We start from the raw sequence: 19,994 nt of genomic DNA, 5'->3' as shown, positions 1-19,994 counted from the left end.
CGGTTTAACATATTGGTACAACAGCGGATTTTTCCTATTTTTTGGCATATTATTCTGTAATATCCACAAAAAAATGTTAACCGGCAAAAATAGCAGTGCGATATTATTTTTATCCGTAACGTCTTGATTATCATTTAATATTGTTTTCTAAGTTAAATCTGTTTAACTATTGAATATAGTGTAATAAGAAGATTTACACACAAGTTTATCCACAGGATGTTCTAGTGCTATAAGCGGTGGAAAAGTGACAAATTGAAAATAAATTCAGGCAAAATTCGTCTCTCTCGCATGAGTGTGGCATTCTATCACTATTAATTATTTTGATGATGAAAAAGACTATGGCTCAAATTGCAGAAAACCCATTTATCCTAGTTGATGGCTCCTCTTACCTTTACCGTGCATATCATGCTTTTCCCCCATTAACCAACAGTGCAGGGGAGCCAACCGGTGCTATGTATGGTGTTCTTAACATGTTGCGTAGTTTAATTATGCAATATCAGCCGAGTCATATTGCGGTAGTATTTGATGCTAAAGGAAAAACTTTTCGGGATGAATTATTTGAGCAATATAAATCTCAACGACCACCAATGCCCGATGATTTGCGTGAACAGATAGCGCCGCTACATGAAATGGTTGCTGCCATGGGGCTTCCTTTATTGGTTGTTGCTGGTGTTGAAGCTGATGATGTAATAGGGACATTAGCTTTACAGGCTAGTAAGAAAGGATTGCCTGTACTAATCAGTACAGGAGATAAAGACATGGCTCAATTAGTGACCTCTGATATAACACTCATTAATACCATGACAAACACTATCTTAGGGCCAACAGAGGTTGTTGATAAATATGGTGTGCCACCTGAGTTGATGATTGATTTTCTCGCGTTGATGGGAGATTCATCCGATAATATTCCTGGTGTACCAGGTGTAGGAGAAAAAACGGCATTAGCTTTATTGCAAGGAATTGGCGATTTGGCAACGATTTATAATGATTTGTCTGCAATTGCTCCGTTAGGGTTTCGTGGTTCGAAAACATTAGCAGAAAAAATGGCACAACATAAAGACATTGCTTTTTTATCTTATAAATTAGCCACAATTAAGACTAATGTTGATTTAACTACAGATTATGATGGACTGGTTATGCAGGCGCCTGATATTGAAAAATTACATGCGCTTTTTAGTCATTACGAATTTAAGCGTTGGTTAGCTGATTTACAAAATGGTAGTTGGCTAACGAAAAAAACAGCTAAATCTGCAACCACTCTTTCTGATAACAATAGCGATATTTCTTTAGCTAAAGAGCCTGCAGCCGTACTATCAACAGAGCATTATCAAACGATATTGACCAAAGATGATTTGATGCAATGGGTTGAAAAGTTGCAATCGGCAAAGCGTTTTGCCTTTGATACTGAAACTGACGGCCTTGATACACTATCGATAAATTTGGTTGGGCTCTGTTTTGCCATTGAAGAAGGTAAAGCTGCTTATCTTCCGCTGGGGCATGATTATCTTGATGCGCCACAACAATTACCTTTAGATGAGGTGTTAGCGGCGATAAAACCGGTATTAATTGACCAAAATATTCAAAAGATTGGTCAGAATTTAAAATTCGATTACAGCGTGATGGCCAATTATGATATTGAATTAAAGAATATGGCCTTTGATACAATGCTGGAATCTTATATATTAAATAGTGTTGCCGGACTTGGTCGTCATGATATGGATAGTTTGGCGCAACGGCATCTCAATCATAAAACTATAACTTTTGAAGAGATTGCCGGCAAAGGAAAAAATCAATTAACATTCAATCAAATCCCACTTGAGCAAGCGTCAACTTACGCAGCCGAAGATGCCGACGTCACATTATTATTACACCAAACGCTTTGGCCTCAACTTGAGGCAGAACCTAAATTAAAAGAAGTTTTTCAACAGATAGAAATGCCGTTAGTACCGGTATTAGCCCGTATGGAACGGGTTGGGGTGCTTATCGATGCAAATAAGCTGGCTAAGCAATCTCAGGAGATAGCAAGCCGATTAATGGAAATTGAAAAAGAAGCTTATGCTATCGCTGAACAAGAATTTAATTTGGCATCACCTAAACAATTACAAGCTATTTTGTTTGAAAAACTTCAACTGCCAGTGGTGAAGAAAACCCCTAGTGGGGCACCCTCCACTAATGAGGAAGTCCTAGAAGAGCTGGCCTTTAGTCATGAGCTGCCAAAAATTATTCTGCAACACCGTAGCTTATCAAAATTGAAATCGACTTATACCGATAAACTACCCATGATGATCCATCCAAAAACGAAACGGGTACATACTTCCTATCATCAGGCAGTAACAGCGACTGGTAGACTCTCTTCCCGTGATCCTAATTTACAAAATATTCCAGTTAGGACTGAGGAAGGGCGAAGGATCCGTCAAGCGTTTATCGCTCGCGAAGGTTATAAAATTGTAGCCGCAGATTATTCGCAAATTGAATTGCGTATTATGGCCCATCTTTCGCAGGATAAAGGATTGCTTGATGCTTTTGCCGAAGGACAAGATATTCATAGAGCAACAGCGGCAGAGGTTTTTGGGGTATTGTTGACCGATGTGACTAGTGAGCAGCGCCGTAGCGCAAAAGCAATTAATTTTGGTTTAATTTATGGTATGAGCGCTTTTGGACTGTCCCGTCAGTTAGGAATTACTCGTGGCCAGGCACAGCATTATATGGATCGTTATTTTGATCGCTATCCTGGTGTTTTAAGTTATATGGAACGTACCCGCAAGCAAGCTGCGGAGCAAGGTTATGTCGAAACGCTAGCAGGACGCCGACTCTATTTGCCCGATATTAATTCCCGCAATACAATGCGACGTAAAGCATCTGAACGTGAAGCCATTAATGCACCAATGCAAGGAACGGCAGCAGATATTATAAAAAAAGCGATGATCACATTAGATACATGGATTGAAACGGTAAAGCCTGATCTCTATATGTTGATGCAAGTACACGATGAATTAGTTTTTGAAGTAAAAGCGTCTGCTGTTGAGCGGTCACAACAAAAAATCCGTCAGTTAATGGAACACAGTATGCAATTAACTGTTCCACTAAAAGTTGATATTGGTATTGGTGATAATTGGGATGAAGCACATTAAAAAGAAAAAGCGGCATTTATGCTAATTGCCGATAAGAATTTTAAGTAAACTAACTTATTTTACTCGTGACAAAATAACGTAGTAGGTAATAACTTACTTTTGTTAGGATGATCGACCAAACTGTTTTAGTAAACTAGGCAGTTTTTATCACTAAAAATATATAGTTTTTGCTAATTATGCGCCAAAGTTATCAAGCAATTAGTTTTTATTACATAAAGTTATTTTATGACTTAAATTCAATCGAAAAAAATAACAAAAAACTTTTTTTTATTCGCGAAATAAAGTAAAGTAATTGACGTAGGGTACAGAGGTAAGATGTTCTATTTTTAAAATCTATTACTTTATGTAATAAGATAAGCTAATTATTAAGCTGCTCTAGTCAAATAATTGACTGGAGCATTTTTTTATTTGTTTTTAAGAAAATGTGACAGTAGTGATAGATAAAGCCCTCTAATTATCCATCATGTAGACTAATTATGCTTAGAATGGTGCTCATTGAACCATTCATCTAATTTAAGTTGTAATTTATCGATACCTATTTTTTTCAATGAAGAAAAGGTTTCAACTTGTATATTACCCGCCACTGTTTTTAATCTATTACGTACTGCTATGATTTGAGCTTTTTGTTTATTGGGTACTAGTTTGTCTGCTTTGGTTAGCAATACCAATATTGGGATATTCATTGCTACAGACCATTCAATCATTTGTATATCCATATCTTTTAATGGATGACGAATGTCCATTAATATTATCAATCCTTTTAAACATGTTCTTTTTTGTAAATATTCACTTAATGCTTGTTGCCATTGGCGTTTAATTGATTCAGGGACTTCCGCATAGCCGTAGCCAGGTAAATCAACCAGCCTAATACCCTCTGCAACTTCGAACAAATTGATTAGCTGTGTTCTGCCAGGTGTTTTACTGGTACGGGCTAGATTTTTTTGTTGGGTAAGTGCATTTAATGCACTGGATTTACCGGCGTTAGAACGTCCAGCGAAGGCAATTTCTATACCATGATCGTTTGGTAAATGGCGAATATCAGGTGCGCTTGTGACAAATTTTGTCTGGTGATAATTATAATTTTTGTTTGTCATCATTGTTTCTCGCTGATTTCGGCTTAAATTAGAGAAATTATACCTTTAAGAGGATAAATTAAGATAGTGATAGCTACATGAAAGATAGATTATTATGTGTTAATGAATTTTATTAAAAATAACATTTTTTACATAAGAAAAAAATATGGAATGTGACAGAATAGATCCTATTATTTAATTAGGTCAATTTATGCCAGTTATGTATTTTTACTTAGTATAATGACCTGACGGTACTAAATTTTAGCTTACATTTTCATCTAAAATATAATTAAAAGGAACTTGAATGTTAAAACGTTTTTTTGTGCCGCTACTGGTAGCGTATATGGTTAGTATCTCTTCATTTGCTGTTGCAGCAGGAGATACTATCGTTAAATTAGTGACTTCGGAAGGTGAGATCGAACTTGAGTTAAATAATAAAGCAGCGCCTATAACAACGGAGAATTTCATTCAGTATGTAAAAGCAGGTTACTATCAAAATACTATTTTCCATCGTGTGATCCCAGGTTTTATGATCCAAGGTGGTGGTTTTATTAGTGATTTGCAACCTCAATTAAATATTCGCTCGCCAATCAAAAATGAAGCTGATAATGGGTTACGTAATTTACGTGGAACCATTGCAATGGCGCGTACAACAGCTAAGGATAGTGCTACTAGCCAATTTTTTATCAACATAGCAGATAATGCATTCTTAGATCATGGCCAACGTGATTTTGGTTATGCTGTTTTTGGTAAAGTGATTAAAGGAATGGACGTTGTTGACAAAATTTCGAAAGTAAAAACAAAAGATATTGGTCCTTACCAAAATGTGCCAACTCAAGAAATAAAAATTATTTCTGCCAGTATTGAATAAGTTATCTAATAGCAGGAAATATTTTTCTGCTATTAAATTTAACATACCTACCGATATTTAATTACAATAAGAAAACTAAAATAATTTACCTGTCTTTATCTTGCTATCAATGGCAGGACTTTACTTTATAATAAAACAAAATTTCCATCAGTTTATTAAGTTATATCGTTATTTTGTTGTTAATGAGGAATTATTGTTTGAGTAAGCTATTACCTAGTTGCCAGAAATTAATAGAAAATATTGTTGAACCGAAAATAGAACATAAAAATAATCAATTTTCAGACTTACAGAATATGGCCCCTATGTCTACTTATTTTTTTGATGAGAAAATTGAATATATTCCGGGCAAAATGGTTCGATTTTCTGAAAAGACACAAGCGCTTATTACAAGTTCACCTACATTGAGTCGGGCATTGGAGACATTAGAAATTGATGGTTGGAAATTAGTTGTAGCGCAACGGGGGCAAGGAACCGCGACCGATTTACGACGGAAAACTGTATTTATTTCAAATCGAATATTGAATCATCCTAATTTAACTATCCAAGCGTTATCCCATGAAATTGGGCATATTTTTTATGCAGCAAAGCCAAATATAAAATCTAAATCAAATTTTGTTTCTCATTTTTTAGCCAGTGAAGGTGCTGCAACGATTAAAAATATTGAGATCCAACGAGAAATTATTAATCACATGGCAGTGGATATTGGAATTACGGCAAATCCAAGAAATATAGAATGTTATAATGAAGTCTATGATAATTATCTTATTGATAACAAATTTGATGAAGCAACTAAATATATTGGCGAAATTTATCGAAATAACGAAATAACATCAAATAATTTAAAACCTTATGGTCAATATTATAACGAAGTTTATAATAGTTTATAGTAATCCTTTATCATTATTCTCATTTATAATTATTGTGTTTATTTATTAAAATGAAACATTTTGATTGATTTTTGTAAGCCATTTTTTTCTACGGTTATGGTATGATAGCCCACGTTATTGTTATGGTATAATAATCAGTACAATCTGCCTTAATAATAAAGTTCATAATCAAGGAATTATTACTATAAAAATCATTTGGATAGCCAGTTATGCTTTTGATAATTGATAACTATGATTCGTTTACCTATAACCTTTATCAATATCTGTGTGAGTTAGGAGTTCATGTTGTAGTTAAACGTAATGATGCAATAACTATCTCGGAGATAGAAACATTAGCGCCGACACATTTAGTTATTTCACCGGGTCCATGTACACCTAATGAGGCGGGTGTTTCACTAAATACAATTTCATATTTTGCCGGTAAGATCCCAATTTTGGGGGTTTGCCTTGGTCACCAGGCGATTGGTCAGGCTTTTGGTGCTTCAATTGTCAAAGCGAGAGAAGTAATGCATGGCAAGGTATCTGCAATTCATCATAACCAGCAAGGTATTTTTAAAGGATTAAATCGTCCATTACAGGTTACTCGTTACCATTCTTTGGTGATTGATGCCGGAACTTTACCCGCTACCTTTGAGGTTACTGCCTGGACGCTACATGATGGAAATATTGATGAAATTATGGGTATTCGGCATAAAACACTACCTATTGAGGGCGTCCAATTTCATCCAGAAAGCATCTTGAGTGAGCAAGGACATGAGTTATTAAATAATTTTCTAAAGTATTAATTTATTACAAATTAGATCATGTCTGGTTATTTATTTCAATGATAAGTATAACTATCAACGTTGGAAAAATAGGTTTTATTTTGCTTGAAATGTAAATCTCAATAGGGGAAAAGCAGTATATAGAAAGTAAATATGTTTTTTGTATTTATCATCGATACAGGGCTACTATTAAACATAATAAAAGAAATTTTTGTTAAATTTTTTATTATCAAAAAATGGTACAAAGATGATAATTTGTAAACGTATTTATGCGGATAAAACCGGTAATAATGGCTATCGGGTATTGGTTGATAGGATATGGCCAAGGGGTATTAAAAAACAAGATCTTCGCTATGATGAATGGAATAAAAATGTTGCTCCATCAAATGATTTAAGAAAATGGTTTCATAAATATCCAGCAAATTTTACTCAATTTAAGCGACTTTATTTTGAAGAATTAGAAAATAATCCTGATAGTTGGCAACATTTATTGCTTAAAGTAAAATCGGACTGTTTGATACTTCTTTTTTCTAGCAAAGACGAACATTATAATAATGCGGTAGTATTAAAATCGTTTTTGGAAAATAAACTTAATAAGGTTTGATTATTATACTCTGACTATCTAGTAAATTTTATGATAGATAGTTCGGTTATTTTTAATTTCAAATATCATATTAAAGTTGTATCATAATTCAGCTATTCGATTTTTTATTACTATTGTAATTATATATTCATAATTTAATTGTATATTAATAACAATAAATAAGTTTATAAAACCAATACACTACATAAAAGTAGGTACTGGTTTATAAAATATTAACGTGTACCGTAAACGACAATGGTTTTACCGTGAGCAGAAATCAGATTTTGATCTTCTAGCATTTTTAGGATACGTCCCACTGTTTCACGTGAGCATCCTACTATTTGACCTATCTCTTGGCGAGTAATTTTAATTTGCATTCCATCTGGATGCGTCATCGCGTCAGGCTGTTTTGCTAAATTTAATAATGTTTGCGCAATACGGCCTGTAACATCCAAAAAAGCTAGATTACCGACTTTTTCAGAAGTTGTTTGTAAGCGTTTAGCCATTTGTGCTGATAATCGCATCAAAATATCTGGATTTACCTGTATTAATTGGCGAAATTTTTTATAAGAGATTTCAGCGACTTCACAGGCGCTTTTAGCTCTAACCCAAGCTGTTCGCTCTTGCCCTTCCTCAAATAATCCAAGCTCACCAATAAAGTCCCCCTGATTCAGATAGGAAAGGATCATCTCTTTTCCTTCTTCATCTTTAATCAAAACAGCAACAGAACCTTTTACAATATAATAAAGTGTTTCTGCTTTTTCGCCCTGATGAATAAGAGTGCTTTTGGATGGATATTTGTGAATATGGCAGTGTGACAAAAACCATTCAAGAGTCGGGTCTGTGTGTGGTTTGCCGAAAACCATTCGCTTAATCCTCTAATGTTATTGCAGCCTAAATATGAAAATACCAATCTTCATAAGGCTGGCTTATCTTATAAAATTCTAACATAGCATACTAACTTGTTTAGTTTGGAAAAGTTAATATTAACTATAGGGTATATTGATTCGGAATTTTTGGTATTGATCTTAACCATACTATAAATGTGCTTTTGCTTTGTAGCATAATAAAAGCATCCTGTCTCTACTGTCTCGATTCAGTCATGTTGTATAGACCAAATAATCGATATTTTAGCAATAAGTTGATTAGTTTTATTGTGTTTATTAATAAGTATGACAAAGTAAATATTACATTTCAAAATTAAACCGAAATAATAATATATTATTTCATAAGTTATCAAATTATAGCAAAAATAAATATTAACATTATAATATAATTACGTTATTAAATAATTAACCAGAAAATATTACCGCGATTATTATGATATACGGAAAAGATAATTTTATGCATAGTTTGAACTTTAAAATGGTTATAAGAATAAAAAATTGATATAAGTAAAAATATAATGCTGTATTGTTAGCTTATTTTATGGATAATTTTTTTATTAGTGACAAGCATTTTTACTAATGGGGTCATAATTAACTCCAATGCTAAACCTAGTTTTCCACCTGGAACAACCAATGTGTTCATTGAAGAAATAAATGAATTGTGTAGCATGGATAAAAGATAGGGAAAATCGATCTGGGTCAGACCATTAAATCGGATCACTATAAAACTTTCATCTGGTGAAGGAATCGCTTTAGCGGCAAAGGGGTTAGAGGTATCAACGGTTGGAACACGTTGAAAGTTGATATGGGTACGAGAAAATTGTGGGGTGATATATTTAATGTAATCTCCCATTGAGCGGATAACTGAATCCATCACAGCTTCTCTTGAATGACCCCGTTCTGATGTATCACGAATTAGTTTCTGGATCCATTCAAGATTAACAATAGGCACAACACCGACTAACAAATCTACATGTTTAGCGACATTATATTTTGATGTTACAACCCCACCATGTAACCCTTCATAAAATAGTATATTGGTATTTTTAGGTAATGCTTCCCATGGTGTAAAAGTCCCAGGTTGAAGATTGTAAGGGACGGCTTCATCGTAGGTGTGCAAATAGCGTCGGCGTTTTCCAGTCCCTTTTTCACCATACTCGATTAAACTTTGTTCAAGCAGACCAAAATCATTGGATTCAGGTCCAAAATAACTAATATGACGACTCTGTTCTTTAGCTTTACGTAGCAACATCCATTTCAGGGCGAGTATAACGATGAAAACTATCACCTTCAATGGTTGCTGCCGAAAGCTTTAACTGAGTAAAGATTTTTTGAAATGCAAGGCTGGTGGTGCTGGTGCCCGCACCACTGGAGCCTGTTACTGCAATGATCGGATGATTAGCTGACATTATAAGTGGCTTCCATTACGCATTCAGATAACACAATGTTTTAACACATTAATTACAATAACGTAAAATTTCTTTTTATATAGCGATGTATACAGTTATTTAAGAATGTAATTGCGTTTTTGGCAAAATATTTATCGTTTCATGTAATTCAGACCAGACAAGCACAACACTTCCTAATCGTAATTGTTGCTTAATATCCTCAACTTTTTCTTCCAGCGTTTTCTCATCTTTACCATAATCCGTTCCTTCTCGTAACACAAAGCTTTCAATCAAATTATTTAAAGTATCTGCTGCTAGCTGTTGCCATGGAATGATCATAAATTACGGCTCCAGATGTGGGGTTAACCAATCAGGTATGCGTTGCTCAAGCCACATTTTAGGCTGTTTTAATGTGCCACTAACAAACCCAACGTGACCACCATGTTCTGTCATTTGATACTCAATATTAGCGGGTAATTGGTTGATATCCGGTACAACTTCAGGCGCCATAAAAGGATCATCTTTTGCATGAATAATTAATGTTGGCACACGGATATTCGGTAACCGAGGCAGAGCACTACATTGATGATAATAATCCGCTGCATCTTTAAAACCGTGTATTTTCGCCGTGATGACATTATCAAAATCACGTAGCCGTTTTAGCTTTTTTAGTTGTAGCAAATTAAGCGGTAATGAACCTGGGTAGCGAATGAGTTTACGTGTTGCATTACGTTTAAGACCGTTTAGTAAATAACGCTCATAGAATTGTGAAATCCCTTTTTCTAAACGAATTGAACAAGGCTCTAACATTAAAGGGGCGGAAACAATGACTGCTGCATTAACATCAGCATATTGTCCGGTTTCTGCTAAATAGCAAGCTAACATATTACCACCAAGTGAGTAGCCAACCGCGGCAATTGGTACTTGACCGTAAATCGTTTTCTGCCATTTGAGGAAGTAGCGGGCATCGGTAATTTCACCGGAATGATAAATGCGTTTTTGTCGATTCGGTTCTCCACTACAGCCACGAAAATGCATAATTACACCAAGCCATCCTCGTCTTTTAGTCGCTTCTAACATGCCATGAGCATATGGGCTTCTAAAACTGCCTTCTAAGCCATGAAAAATGACCAATCGAGGTTTATGCTTCGCAGATTGAGGATCTTCACTCCAAGCGAGATCAATAAAATCGCCATCAGGTAATTCTAGGCGTTGCCATAACGGTTTGATTTGCGGCTTTTTCCTCACAATACGGGGTAGTAGTGTTTGTAAATGAGGATTTTTAGCCCAATTTATTGGTTGAAAATTTTTACTCATAATTGTAAATCTAAATAATTAATTCTACATATATTCTGATAATATATTGTTATTTTTAATATGAAAAAAAGATTAATAATAGTTAATCAAAGGATCTTAAATGAGTTATGGGCTGATTTTTGCGTTATTTACTTTTTTATTCATTGTGGCGATTACTCCTGGGCCAAATAATTTATTATTTACGTCATCAGGTGCTCAGTATGGTTTGCGGCGTTCAATACCTTTAATGTTCGGTGTAATATTAGGTATCCAGAGTATTTTATTTATTTCTGCTGCTGGCCTTGCTGTTCTTTTACTGCTTTCGCCGGTGCTACAAATTATAATGAAAATTGTTGGGAGTTTATATTTATTATGGCTTGCTTGGAAACTCGCTACATCCCACCATATGCAACTTAATACAGAGTCCAAAGTTGCTAAATCAATTAAATGGTATCAAGGGAGTTTATTACAATTCCTGAATCCCAAAGCATGGATGATGGGCTTAGGTGCGGTTAGTAGTTATAGTGTTGCTGATAACTATGCTAACTCGATTTTGATCATAAGTTTTGTTATGTTGATTGTCAATTTAATCGGTGGTTTTGTCTGGGTTGGTTTTGGTTCTTTAATCGGCATCCTGCTTCGTGGGCGTAATGCTTGGTTTATTTTTAATATTACAATGAGTATTTTTACACTCGCTTGTATCCCTTTTATTTGGTTGCATTAACTTAAATCGACATTTTTACTAGCGAACAAATAGGTAAAAATAAAACCGAATAAATAGGAAATCAGTAAGCCAGCAATATAGATAAGTATACCGCTAAAAATCCCGGTTGTAGATGTCATCAGTGGAATAGCAATTAATCCGGATGGGCCGAAAACCGAGTTGAGGCCAATTGGATGACCCAACCAGGCAACTAATCCGATAAAAAAACCACCAGCGGCTCCGCCAAGACAAGCGATTATAAAAGGTTTAATGCGCGGTAAAGTTACCCCATAGATTAAAGGTTCAGCAATACCTAATAAACCCGGGATAATTGCCCCCCGTATCTGATTACGTAAGCCAGAATTTTTGGCTGCTTTGATATAGAGCGCTAATGTTGCACCAATTTGACCACCACCTGCCATAGCCAGGATCGGGAAAAGAGGATTAAACCCTTGTGTTTCCATTAAAGCGAAATAAACTGGAATAAAACCTTGATGTACACCAAAAACAACAGCGATCAAAAATAGACCAGCTAATATAGCGGTACCAAATGGATTGCCATTTAAGTGAATAAATAGCCAAGACATACCAATAAATAAATAGCTACCTATTGGCATAATAATCGTGTAAGTAATGGCGCCAACAATCAGCAATGTGATTGCGGAAGTCAGTATCATATCTAAATTGGCGGGAATAATTTTTCTGATTTGTCGTTCAATCCAGGCACCACAAATACAAGCAAGTAGAATACCAATAATATTACCTTGAGGATCAATGGTGTAATTGAAAAAGGTACTCATATTGGAGAAGAAGCCTGTTGTGGCGTGTGGATCGTAGCCCAAAATAAAAAGTGACGCAATAATGGCACCATTAATCCCTGAACCACCAAAAACTTTTTGCGTATTGTAACCAATCAAGATCCCCAGAAAAGCATAAAGGCCTTTGCTAAAGACAGACATATAAAGTATTAAATGAACAAGAAAAGTCTGTTGAGTTGCCTCAGTTGGCAGACCGGCTGGATAGTATATTTGTTTGACCAATGTTGCAAAGCCAAGTAATAAACCAACGGCAATAAAACCCGGTATAAGTGGGGTAAAGATAGTGGCAAAAGTGGATAAAAATTTATGAACGCCACTGGTTTGTTTAGTTTTTAATTGTTTTTTGTTGTCGGCGGCAATTTCTTGCAAATCATTCTTAGTGGGTAATATTGTTTCTGTCTCAGAGCTGTCTGCTAATAATTGTTTCATCATGTCGCTAGCAGTTTGAGCATTACCTGGGCCTAATACAATTTGTAGTTGTTTATCACTGTCGATAATTCCTAACACACCGGGAATTTGTTTGAGGCGATTTTTGTCAACTAATTGTATGTCATGCAACGTTATGCGTAAGCGTGTCATACAGTTGCCGTGCTGAATAATATTTTTAGCGCCGCCAATAGCCACCAGTATCTGACTTAACATTTCATTAGTTATTTTTGCCATGGTACTTTTCCTGTAAAACGATTATTAATAGCCAGTTTGCTGTTTTAAGGCGGCTCGAATAAAACCATCATTGTCAGCTAGTGTTTGTTTAGCTTGTTGGGCATTTAAGCCGGTAAGGATCATAACGATAGCGGTTTTACAATGGTTATTACATGCAATAAGGGCTTGTTCTGCTGTTGTTCGATCACACTCTGTTGCAGCCATGACAATATGCTTTTGACGTTCAATAAGTTTAGCATTGGTTGCTTCTACATCTACCATCAGGTTACCGTATACTTTTCCAGTCCGTATCATAGCACCTGTAGTGATCATATTAAGGACTAATTTTTGTGCCGTGCCGGCTTTCATTCGTGAGGAGCCAGTAATTACTTCAGGGCCGACAATCGGTATTATTGCGATATCTGCTATGTTGACCATTTCACTGTTAGGATTACAACTAATGCAGGCAACAGTTGCGCCTGTCGTTTTAGCGTAGTTCATCGCGCCCACTACATAAGGTGTGCGGCCACTTGCGGCGATACCAACTAAAACATCTTTTTGATTGAAATTAAAAGCTTTAAGATCATCAGCCCCAAACTGCGGATTATCTTCAGCGTTTTCTACCGCTTGAAGAATTGCTTGGTGTCCACCAGCAATTAGGCCGATTACCATGTTACGAGGGCTGCCATATGTTGGTGGACACTCACTTGCATCTAAAATGCCTAAACGGCCTGAAGTGCCAGCACCGCTGTAAAACAATCTACCATTATGTTGAAAAGCATAGGCAACTTTGTCAATAACAAGCGCAATTTCAGTTAGTGTCTGCTCGACAGCAATCGGCACTTTTTTATCTTCCTGGTTAATGATTTTCAACATTTCTAAGGTTGATAATGTATCTATACTGTTACTAGCTGGATTGCGACTTTCTGTTACCATTTTATTAAGATCTAATGTCATCGAATGTTTCCTATATGTCATTTTGGGGAGATATTAAGGAATTATTTATTCTTTATATGTGTTATTGATCACAAAGCGATCTATTCTTATTTCATGGTGACAAAGGAATAAGAGAAAAATGAAAATAATATTATGTTAGCTAATTTATTGTTTAATCAGCCATTAATTTATTAGAATAATAAATAATAAATAATAAATAATAAATAATAAATAATAAATAATAAATAATAAATAATAAATAATAAATAATAAATAATAAATAATAAATAATAAATAATAAAATAGGAATAATTTATCATAATTATTTTAATCTGGTGATCCGAATATTATGAATAGTCTTCAGTATAGTATGGCCATATTGAGTAAAATTTCATGGTTGTTACCTCAGTTAGCGTTAAATCAGCAGAAAATCGCCACCTTTATTCTTGAACAACCACAAGCGGTATTACTGCTTTCATCACAACAAATAGCGGAACAAATAGGTGTCAGTCAATCAGCAATTGTTAAATTTAGCCAGAAAGTTGGTGTCAAGGGATTTCCGGCTTTAAAACTGGCTATTAGTGAAGAGTTAGGACGTAAGCAAGTACTTACTGAGCAATCACATAAAGTTATTCATAATCAGATTGCCAGTAACGATAGTTTGATGGTTATTGCACAGAAACTGGCGCAAGAAAAAATTGATTCGGTTACCGAAACAACTCGGCGAATTAATTATCAAATTTTTAACAAAGTTGCCACATTGGTCAATCATGCCCAAAGAGTACAAATTGTTGGCATTGGTGGGTCAGGATTAGTGGCAAAAGATCTCTATTATAAATTGCAAAAAATAGGTATTACTACTCTTGTTGATTTAGACCACCACGTTCAAATAACAACAGCGCTAACTCTTACTGCAAAAGATATTCAGATTGCTATTTCATTTAGTGGGAAGCGAAAAAATATTTGCGAAGCGGCAGCAATAGCTAAGCAGCAGGGAGCGAAAGTAATTGCCATTGTTGGTAATAAACAACAGACACCATTAGTGCAGTTAGCTGATTATGTATTGGAAAGTATCGCTGGTGAAAATGAATGGCGAAGTTCGTCAATTTCTTCTCGTGCCGCCCAAAATACGTTGACCGATTTGTTATTCCTGGCGCTATTACAAAAACGGGAGGTAAAAGCCCGTTCATTAATCATAAATGCCCGTTTAATGATCAACAAATTAGATGAATAGTGACTGACGGCACGATGAGGCTAAGCGTAGCCTCATTAATGCCAGCTGCGCTTAGTTAAGTTTTATTATATTGTTAAAAAAATCTGTCTTGAATCGAATTATGCCTGACATTCGAACTCTTTTATCATATTTTCCAGAGTTTCTTGCTGTGCTAGCCACTCGGTTTCGGTTTCCTCTAATGTCGATTTTGTTTCAGTTTGCTGTTTTAGGTAATTATTGAGTTCAGATTTACGATTGTGGTTATAAATATCACTATCAGCCAGTTTTTGTTCAATTTGAGCTAATTGATTAGATAGATTTGTGATCTTTTGTTCTAATATTGATAACTGTTTTCTGATTGGCTGCGTGCGTTGGCGGAATTCTGCCTCACGTCGTTTTTGTTCTTTACGATCTTGGGCAGTTAAGTTAGCTGATAGCATCTTATCTTGTAACTGTTCCTGACGAATTTGTTGGTGCTGTTGTTTATTCTGTTCGGTTAACCATTTTTGATAGTCGTCCAGATCACCAGCAAAAGGCTCAACCTGACCTTGATGAATGCGATAAAATTCATCTGTTGTTGAGCGCAGTAAATGGCGATCATGGGACACAACAATTAAGGCACCATCAAATACAATCAATGCTTCTGTTAATGCCTGTCGCATATCCAAATCTAGATGGTTAGTTGGCTCATCGAGCAGCAGAAGATTGGGCCGTTGCCAGACAATCAAGGCTAATACTAACCTCGCTTTTTCCCCGCCGGAAAAATGCATACATGGCTCATTTACTTTGTCGCCTTTAAAGCCAAAGCCACCAAGATAGTCGCGCAAATGTTGTTCAGTTTCTTGCGTAGCAAGGCGGTAAAGATGTTGTAATGGCGACTCATCCATGCGCAGATAATCTAATTGATGTTGTGCGAAATAACCGAGTTTAATGCCTTTCGCTAAGGAAATTTCCCCCTGTTGGGGTAATAGATCACCAGCCAGTAACTTGATTAAGGTTGATTTACCTGCCCCGTTACGGCCGAGTAAACCAATTCTTGAGCCGGGAACCAGATTGAGTTTAATTGATTTTAAGATTACTTTATCGCCGTAGCCAGCGCTAACTTTTTCCATTTTAAGCAGGGGATTAGGTAAACAATCTGGTGCTCGAAACGAAAAGTGAAATGGGTTATCAATGTGGGCGGGGGCAACTAGTTCCATACGCTCTAACATTTTGATCCGGCTCTGTGCCTGTTTAGCTTTTGTTGCTTTATAACGAAAACGATCAATATATTTTTTTAAATGGTTAACTTTTTCTTGTTGGTTTTCGTAAAGTGCTTGTTGTTGCGCCAGTTTAGTCGCTCTTTGTTGCTCAAAGGAAGTATAATTACCGGTATATTCGAATAAATTTTCTTGTTCGATATGCAGCACTTTGTCAATGATAGGATCGAGAAAATCTCTATCATGGGAAATCAGGATCAGAGTGCCGGTATAATTTTTAAGCCATTTTTCTAACCAAATAACCGCGTCTAAATCTAAATGGTTAGTTGGTTCATCAAGTAATAATAGATCAGAACGACAAATTAAAGCTTGTGCCAGATTTAGTCGCATCCGCCATCCGCCGGAAAAGGCGCTGACAGGTTCATCTATTTGTAATGGTGAAAAACCTAAACCATGTAATAAACTAGCAGCATGAGCGCGAATACTCCAAGCATTGATAGCATCCAGTTGACCATGTATTAATGCAATAGCATGGCCATCATTTTTGTCATTTGCTAGTTGTAGTTGTTTTTCTAATTTGCGGTATTCGTGATCGCCATCAATCACATATTCAATGGCGGATTTTTTTAGCGCGGGTGTTTCTTGATTGACCCAAGCGAGAGCCCAAGTTGTTGGAAAAGTAATGCTTCCTGCTTCAGGTTGCATGTCACCTTTGATTAACGAAAATAGAGTCGATTTTCCACAGCCATTTTTGCCAATTAAGCCCACTTTTTGGCCTGGTGTGATAGAAGCTGTTGCACTGTTTAGTAAAACCCGAATACCACAGCGCATTTGTAGCGAAGAAAATACAATCATATAAACCGTATCTTGATAATATATTAAATCATTTATAATTTTAAAGAATATAAATGGCCTTTGGTGTGTATGTTAACTAAAAATTGTGCTTCTGGCACGCTTTTGAGGAGCTAATTATGTCGCTACCACCCAAGATTCTCATTATCTATGTCCATCCTGAACCTACTGAATCTGTGGCGAATAAGATGCTCATTGAATATGTTCAGGATTTAGACAATGTTGTGATCCATGATTTATATGGCACTTATCCGGACTATTTTATTAATGCCAGTTATGAACGGAAGTTGCTTTGTCAGCATGAAATTATCATTTTTCAGCATCCGCTTTATACCTATAGTTGTCCATCTCTTTTGAAAGAGTGGTTTGATAGAGTATTAACGCGAAATTTTGTTTGTGAGCAAAGTAAACAACTTAAAGGCAAATATTGGCGTTCGGTTATTACTACCGGAGAGCCTCAGGAAGCTTATCAATATGGTGGTTATAACCGTTTTCCGTTAACTGAATTGTTACGTCCTTTTGAACTTATTGCTTTAATGTGTGAAATGCAATGGTTATCACCGGTGATTATCTATATGGCAAGAAGGCAGTCGCTTGAAGACATGCAGGAGTGTGCAAAAGCCTATCGTGATTGGCTAAAATCACCCTTAGAGCATGGAGGTTTATAATTATGGAAGAATTTAGTTCATTCCGTTCTATTATGATATTCCTATTGGCGGGTGTCATTATGGTACCTATTGCCCAAAAAATTCGGCTAGGGGCGGTATTAGGATATTTATTAACTGGTATTGTCATTGGGCCATTTGTGCTGGGGTTTATCCGAAATGTTGATGAAATTATGCATTTCGCTGAATTAGGCGTGGTTTTTTTGATGTTTTTAATTGGCTTGGGACTTAATCCAGTTAAATTATGGACATTAAGGCGTTCAATTTTTGTTGTTGGCACCGCTCAGGTGATCATAACAGCCGCACTATTTACCGGTTTACTGATTATTATTCATTTTTCTTGGCAAGCAGCACTAGTTGGTGGGCTAGGTTTAGCGATGTCATCAACGGCAATTGCCTTACAGATTATACATGAAAGGAACATGAGTAATGCAGAAAGTGGGCGATTGGGTTTTTCTGTCTTACTTTTTCAAGATATGGCAGTGATCCCGATATTGGCACTTATTCCATTTCTTGCCAGTGGAACGGCTGATAACGATTGGTATCGAATTGGACTAAAAGTGGTTGCCTTTGTTGGTTTATGGGTAGGAGGGCGCTATTTATTACGGCCATTATTTCATCTGGTTGCTAAGTCAGGTATTCATGAAATATTTACTGCCGCTTCGTTGCTTGTCGTATTAGGTGCGGCTTTTTTTATGGAAAAACTCGGCTTTTCTATGGCGTTGGGCACATTTATGGCGGGTGTACTACTGGCTGATACTGAATTTCGTCATGAGCTGGAGATCACGATAGAACCTTTTAAAGGTTTGCTACTCGGTTTATTTTTTATTTCTGTTGGCATGTCGCTTAATTTAGCCATCCTTTGGTCACATTTATTAGAAATAGTCTTCGGTGTTGTGATCCTGGTAATATTAAAATTTGCTATTCTCTATATTTTAGGTTGGCTAGCGCGGGTGCGTCGTTCTTCACGCCTACTGTTTGCTGGCGTATTGAGTCAGGCTGGTGAATTTGCATTTATTATCTTTTCGACCGCTATTAATGTGAAAGTAATGAGTAACGAGCAAATGTCGCTGTTATTAGTTATTGTTACTTTATCTATGATGACAACGCCACCGATGATGCAGCTAATCAGCAAATTACTGACTCACTGGTACAATGTGCGTAATGAGCCGATTGAAAAACCTTTTGTTGAGGATACTGATCCACAAGTTATTTTGGTAGGGTTTGGACGTGTTGGCCAAGTTGTAGGTCGTTTATTAATGGCCAATAAAATTCGTATTACGGTATTAGAGCAAAATGTCAGTGCAATTTATACGATGCGACGCTTTGGCTATAAAGTTTATTATGGCGATGCGCAAGATTTGCAATTACTGCGATCGGCCGGAGCGGCGAAAGCCAGCGTGATTGTTATTACCAGCGATAATCCGGAAGAAGTGATGGGGATAGTTCATTTATGTCAGGCTAATTTTCCCAATCTTCATATCATAGCAAGAGCACGAGGACGTTTTGAAGCGCATCAATTACGAGAAAATGGTGTGACCGATTTTTGTCGAGAGACATTTGTCAGTGCGCTTGAGATGGGCGAAAGGACATTGATAAATCTAGGTATACATCCCCATCAGGCTCACCGAGCAAAACAGCATTTTCGTCGACTAGATGTTAAAATATTTAAAGAAAATTCGCCTAAAGCCGGTGAGGGTGAGATTGGCCAAGCGACTCGAATCAAAGAAGCGCGTAGAGAGCTTGAAGAATTGTTTGAAATAGAAATAACGCAAGAGCGTGGACAACCAAAAAGTTGGGATTAACATAAGATTAATTAGCGAGAAAGTGAATGTCTGTAATACGTAAAAGATTCATTGCTGGCGCTGTTTGTCCTAAGTGCCAATCTCAAGATACGCTGATGCTTTGGCAAAAAAATGCATTTGATTACCTTGAATGTAAAAAGTGTCACTATAGGCAATCTCAGACAGTAGATGGATCTGATAGTCATATCAAAGATAAAAATTTGCAAATAGAAATTTTTACTTTGAAATAAAAATAATGTTTTTTATAAGTTTCAATACAGCTGTACTTTTTTTTTGTACAA

General features: G+C 36.2%; 17 protein-coding genes and 1 pseudogene. 10 read left to right on the top strand and 8 right to left on the bottom strand.

Features of this window, described 5'->3' with window-relative positions:
- Positions 1–338: 338 nt before the first annotated feature.
- On the top strand, positions 339–3,131 hold the full coding sequence (gene polA, locus WH390_RS13220; protein WP_032116084.1) for a DNA polymerase I: 2,793 nt from the start codon (positions 339–341) through the stop codon (positions 3,129–3,131).
- A 470-nt stretch (positions 3,132–3,601) separates the two neighbouring features.
- Here polA and yihA read toward each other — a convergent pair whose 3' ends face one another.
- A complete protein-coding gene (gene yihA / locus WH390_RS13215; RefSeq protein ID WP_032116102.1) occupies positions 3,602–4,225 on the bottom strand; it encodes a ribosome biogenesis GTP-binding protein YihA/YsxC in 624 nt (207 codons plus the stop codon).
- Positions 4,226–4,508: 283 nt separating this feature from the next.
- Here yihA and ppiA point away from each other — a divergent pair, with 283 nt between their 5' ends.
- The 4 genes from ppiA to WH390_RS13195 all read left to right on the top strand — a co-directional run bounded on the left by ppiA (position 4,509) and on the right by WH390_RS13195 (position 7,330).
- Positions 4,509–5,075, top strand: coding sequence for a peptidylprolyl isomerase A (ppiA, locus tag WH390_RS13210; protein WP_032116085.1), 567 nt, complete (start codon positions 4,509–4,511; stop codon positions 5,073–5,075).
- Positions 5,076–5,272: 197 nt separating this feature from the next.
- The gene (locus WH390_RS13205) at positions 5,273–5,962 is read left to right on the top strand and encodes a hypothetical protein (RefSeq protein ID WP_032116086.1); all 690 of its coding nucleotides are present in this window, start codon (positions 5,273–5,275) and stop codon (positions 5,960–5,962) included.
- Positions 5,963–6,171: 209 nt separating this feature from the next.
- Complete coding sequence (locus tag WH390_RS13200; RefSeq protein ID WP_032116087.1) at positions 6,172–6,747, top strand: aminodeoxychorismate synthase component II; 576 nt, start codon at positions 6,172–6,174, stop codon at positions 6,745–6,747.
- 226 nt (positions 6,748–6,973) lie between these two features.
- A complete protein-coding gene (locus tag WH390_RS13195) occupies positions 6,974–7,330 on the top strand; it encodes a DUF488 domain-containing protein (RefSeq protein WP_032116088.1) in 357 nt (118 codons plus the stop codon).
- A 212-nt stretch (positions 7,331–7,542) separates the two neighbouring features.
- On the opposite strand, the gene crp is transcribed toward WH390_RS13195, so the two are convergent.
- From crp to WH390_RS13175, 4 genes and pseudogenes are all read right to left on the bottom strand, one after another.
- Positions 7,543–8,175 carry a cAMP-activated global transcriptional regulator CRP gene (crp, locus tag WH390_RS13190; RefSeq protein WP_032116089.1) on the bottom strand — a complete coding sequence of 211 codons (633 nt, stop codon included), beginning with the start codon at positions 8,173–8,175 and terminating at the stop codon, positions 7,543–7,545.
- 550 nt (positions 8,176–8,725) lie between these two features.
- Positions 8,726–9,605: pseudogene (locus WH390_RS13185) on the bottom strand (phosphoribulokinase).
- Between the two features lie 99 nt (positions 9,606–9,704).
- The gene (locus WH390_RS13180; protein WP_032116090.1) at positions 9,705–9,923 is read right to left on the bottom strand and encodes a YheU family protein; all 219 of its coding nucleotides are present in this window, start codon (positions 9,921–9,923) and stop codon (positions 9,705–9,707) included.
- Positions 9,924–9,926: 3 nt separating this feature from the next.
- Positions 9,927–10,901 carry a hydrolase gene (locus tag WH390_RS13175; protein WP_032116091.1) on the bottom strand — a complete coding sequence of 325 codons (975 nt, stop codon included), beginning with the start codon at positions 10,899–10,901 and terminating at the stop codon, positions 9,927–9,929.
- 100 nt (positions 10,902–11,001) lie between these two features.
- Here WH390_RS13175 and WH390_RS13170 point away from each other — a divergent pair, with 100 nt between their 5' ends.
- On the top strand, positions 11,002–11,604 hold the full coding sequence (locus tag WH390_RS13170) for a LysE family translocator (RefSeq protein ID WP_032116092.1): 603 nt from the start codon (positions 11,002–11,004) through the stop codon (positions 11,602–11,604).
- Here WH390_RS13170 and murP read toward each other — a convergent pair.
- Positions 11,601–13,064, bottom strand: coding sequence for a PTS N-acetylmuramic acid transporter subunit IIBC (murP, locus tag WH390_RS13165; protein ID WP_032116093.1), 1,464 nt, complete (start codon positions 13,062–13,064; stop codon positions 11,601–11,603). The genes WH390_RS13170 and murP overlap by 4 nt on opposite strands.
- 24 nt (positions 13,065–13,088) lie before the next feature.
- Positions 13,089–14,000, bottom strand: coding sequence for an N-acetylmuramic acid 6-phosphate etherase (gene murQ / locus WH390_RS13160; RefSeq protein ID WP_032116094.1), 912 nt, complete (start codon positions 13,998–14,000; stop codon positions 13,089–13,091).
- A 349-nt stretch (positions 14,001–14,349) separates the two neighbouring features.
- On the opposite strand from murQ, the gene WH390_RS13155 reads away from it, so the two are divergent.
- Complete coding sequence (locus WH390_RS13155; RefSeq protein ID WP_032116432.1) at positions 14,350–15,213, top strand: SIS domain-containing protein; 864 nt, start codon at positions 14,350–14,352, stop codon at positions 15,211–15,213.
- Positions 15,214–15,311: 98 nt separating this feature from the next.
- On the opposite strand, the gene WH390_RS13150 is transcribed toward WH390_RS13155, so the two are convergent.
- Complete coding sequence (locus WH390_RS13150; RefSeq protein ID WP_032116371.1) at positions 15,312–17,246, bottom strand: ABC transporter ATP-binding protein; 1,935 nt, start codon at positions 17,244–17,246, stop codon at positions 15,312–15,314.
- A gap of 116 nt (positions 17,247–17,362) precedes the next feature.
- Between WH390_RS13150 and kefG the strand changes: the two genes are divergently transcribed.
- From kefG to WH390_RS13135, 3 genes are read left to right on the top strand one after another with little or no spacing between them, the layout of a single operon-like run.
- Positions 17,363–17,911, top strand: a complete 549-nt coding sequence (gene kefG, locus WH390_RS13145) for a glutathione-regulated potassium-efflux system ancillary protein KefG (protein ID WP_032116372.1) — start codon at positions 17,363–17,365, stop codon at positions 17,909–17,911.
- 2 nt (positions 17,912–17,913) lie between these two features.
- A complete protein-coding gene (gene kefB, locus WH390_RS13140) occupies positions 17,914–19,713 on the top strand; it encodes a glutathione-regulated potassium-efflux system protein KefB (RefSeq protein ID WP_032116373.1) in 1,800 nt (599 codons plus the stop codon).
- Positions 19,714–19,739: 26 nt separating this feature from the next.
- Positions 19,740–19,943, top strand: a complete 204-nt coding sequence (locus tag WH390_RS13135; RefSeq protein ID WP_032116374.1) for a YheV family putative zinc ribbon protein — start codon at positions 19,740–19,742, stop codon at positions 19,941–19,943.
- The last annotated feature ends 51 nt before the right edge of the window (positions 19,944–19,994 follow it).

The organism is Candidatus Arsenophonus nilaparvatae, from assembly GCF_045346035.1.
Lineage (GTDB): Bacteria > Pseudomonadota > Gammaproteobacteria > Enterobacterales > Enterobacteriaceae > Arsenophonus > Arsenophonus nilaparvatae.
Note: the sequence above shows the minus strand (reverse complement) of the source record. Positions and strands in the feature narration are given on the sequence as shown.

Coding starts and splice junctions, on each gene's coding strand:
- polA (WP_032116084.1), top strand. CDS start 339: ATGGCTCAAATTGCAGAAAACCCATTTATCCTAGTTGATGGCTCCTCT.
- yihA (WP_032116102.1), bottom strand. CDS start 4,225: ATGACAAACAAAAATTATAATTATCACCAGACAAAATTTGTCACAAGC.
- ppiA (WP_032116085.1), top strand. CDS start 4,509: ATGTTAAAACGTTTTTTTGTGCCGCTACTGGTAGCGTATATGGTTAGT.
- WH390_RS13200 (WP_032116087.1), top strand. CDS start 6,172: ATGCTTTTGATAATTGATAACTATGATTCGTTTACCTATAACCTTTAT.
- WH390_RS13195 (WP_032116088.1), top strand. CDS start 6,974: ATGATAATTTGTAAACGTATTTATGCGGATAAAACCGGTAATAATGGC.
- crp (WP_032116089.1), bottom strand. CDS start 8,175: ATGGTTTTCGGCAAACCACACACAGACCCGACTCTTGAATGGTTTTTG.
- WH390_RS13180 (WP_032116090.1), bottom strand. CDS start 9,923: ATGATCATTCCATGGCAACAGCTAGCAGCAGATACTTTAAATAATTTG.
- WH390_RS13175 (WP_032116091.1), bottom strand. CDS start 10,901: ATGAGTAAAAATTTTCAACCAATAAATTGGGCTAAAAATCCTCATTTA.
- WH390_RS13170 (WP_032116092.1), top strand. CDS start 11,002: ATGAGTTATGGGCTGATTTTTGCGTTATTTACTTTTTTATTCATTGTG.
- murP (WP_032116093.1), bottom strand. CDS start 13,064: ATGGCAAAAATAACTAATGAAATGTTAAGTCAGATACTGGTGGCTATT.
- murQ (WP_032116094.1), bottom strand. CDS start 14,000: ATGACATTAGATCTTAATAAAATGGTAACAGAAAGTCGCAATCCAGCT.
- WH390_RS13155 (WP_032116432.1), top strand. CDS start 14,350: ATGGCCATATTGAGTAAAATTTCATGGTTGTTACCTCAGTTAGCGTTA.
- WH390_RS13150 (WP_032116371.1), bottom strand. CDS start 17,246: ATGATTGTATTTTCTTCGCTACAAATGCGCTGTGGTATTCGGGTTTTA.
- kefG (WP_032116372.1), top strand. CDS start 17,363: ATGTCGCTACCACCCAAGATTCTCATTATCTATGTCCATCCTGAACCT.
- kefB (WP_032116373.1), top strand. CDS start 17,914: ATGGAAGAATTTAGTTCATTCCGTTCTATTATGATATTCCTATTGGCG.
- WH390_RS13135 (WP_032116374.1), top strand. CDS start 19,740: ATGTCTGTAATACGTAAAAGATTCATTGCTGGCGCTGTTTGTCCTAAG.